Here is a 1,301-nt window from a genome sequence, read left to right on the forward strand (position 1 = left end):
AGGGCTATCAACAGTATTAAAATAATTGGACAAAGTTAAACATAAATAGACATTTACTGTGATATATTAGATTTATGTTTAACTTATTAAACTATTAAAAGAGGTGGCCGACAACTGAAATGCAATCAATCAAGACCAAATTAAAAGTTAACAATTATCAAAAAACCATACTTGCCAAACACGCAGGTGTAGCCCGTCATGCTTATAATTGGGGATTAGCAACTTGCATTTGTGAATACAAGGAAACTAAGAAACGGCCTAGTGCTATCACTTTACATAAACGTTTGATTGCTGAAGTAAAAAGTGAAAATCCCTGGTATTATGAGGTATCTAAATGTGCCCCCCAGCAAGCATTAAGAGATTTAGAGAGGGCATTTAAAAACTTTCTAACTATTCCTGAACGTGGATTTCCAGTCTTTAAAAAAAAAGGCAGAAAAGACAGCTTTTACTTAGAAGGAAGTATTAAGATTATTCAAGGAAACTACATACAATTACCCAGAATAGGAATAGTAAAAACTTATGAAATTTTACCCTCTGTACCAGTAAAAAACGTCACCATCTCAAAAAAAGCAGATAGTTGGTACATCAGTTTCAAGTACAATTTTGAATCCGAACCAACAGAAAAAGTTGGAGAAACTATTGGTGTAGATATAGGCATAAATACATTAGCAACCTGTTCTGATGGCAGCAAATTTGCTAATGTTAAAGCCTACAGGCAAGCCAAAAAACAATTAGTTCGTCATCAACGTGCAGTCAGCAAAAAAGTTATTGGCTCCAAAAACAGATGCAAAGCAGTAAAAAAACTAGCTTCATCACACAAAAAAGTAGCCGATATCAGAGCAGATGCACTACATAAACTCACTTCATGGTTAGCTAAAAACCACAGCACCATAGTAATTGAGGATTTAAACGTAAGTGGAATGCTCAAAAAGCGGTGCGACCCCGCGACGACGATAGTCGCAAGGGAACGCGCACCAAGAGATCACAAACTAGCAAGTGCTATTGCTGATTGTGGCTTTTATGAATTTAAGCGTCAGCTGACATACAAATGTGAATGGTACGGCAGTAAATTAGTCATAGCGGATAGATTTTATCCAAGTTCTCAAATATGTTCAAACTGTGGGCATCAACAGAAAATGCCGTTGCACTTGAGAACTTATGTTAGCGCAGCTTTGCGTTAGCAAATGTAGTGAATGCGGTTTTGAAGCTGATAGAGATTTGAATGCTGCTATCAACCTGAAAAACTATGTGAATCAGTAGCTTGAGTTTCAAGCGATTTTAAGCCTGTGGAGAAGATAAGT

General features: G+C 36.6%; 2 protein-coding genes. Both read left to right on the forward strand.

What is annotated here, in order from left to right:
* Positions 1 to 119: 119 nt before the first annotated feature.
* Positions 120 to 1,181, forward strand: a complete 1,062-nt coding sequence (locus tag F6K18_RS36140) for an RNA-guided endonuclease TnpB family protein (RefSeq protein ID WP_287528191.1) — start codon at positions 120 to 122, stop codon at positions 1,179 to 1,181.
* Positions 1,159 to 1,260, forward strand: coding sequence for a zinc ribbon domain-containing protein (locus tag F6K18_RS36145; protein ID WP_287528193.1), 102 nt, complete (start codon positions 1,159 to 1,161; stop codon positions 1,258 to 1,260). Before F6K18_RS36140 ends, F6K18_RS36145 begins: the two co-directional genes overlap by 23 nt.
* The last annotated feature ends 41 nt before the right edge of the window (positions 1,261 to 1,301 follow it).

Source organism: Okeania sp. SIO2C2, assembly GCF_010692625.1.
In the GTDB taxonomy this organism is placed as follows: Bacteria; Cyanobacteriota; Cyanobacteriia; order Cyanobacteriales; family Microcoleaceae; genus Okeania; species Okeania hirsuta.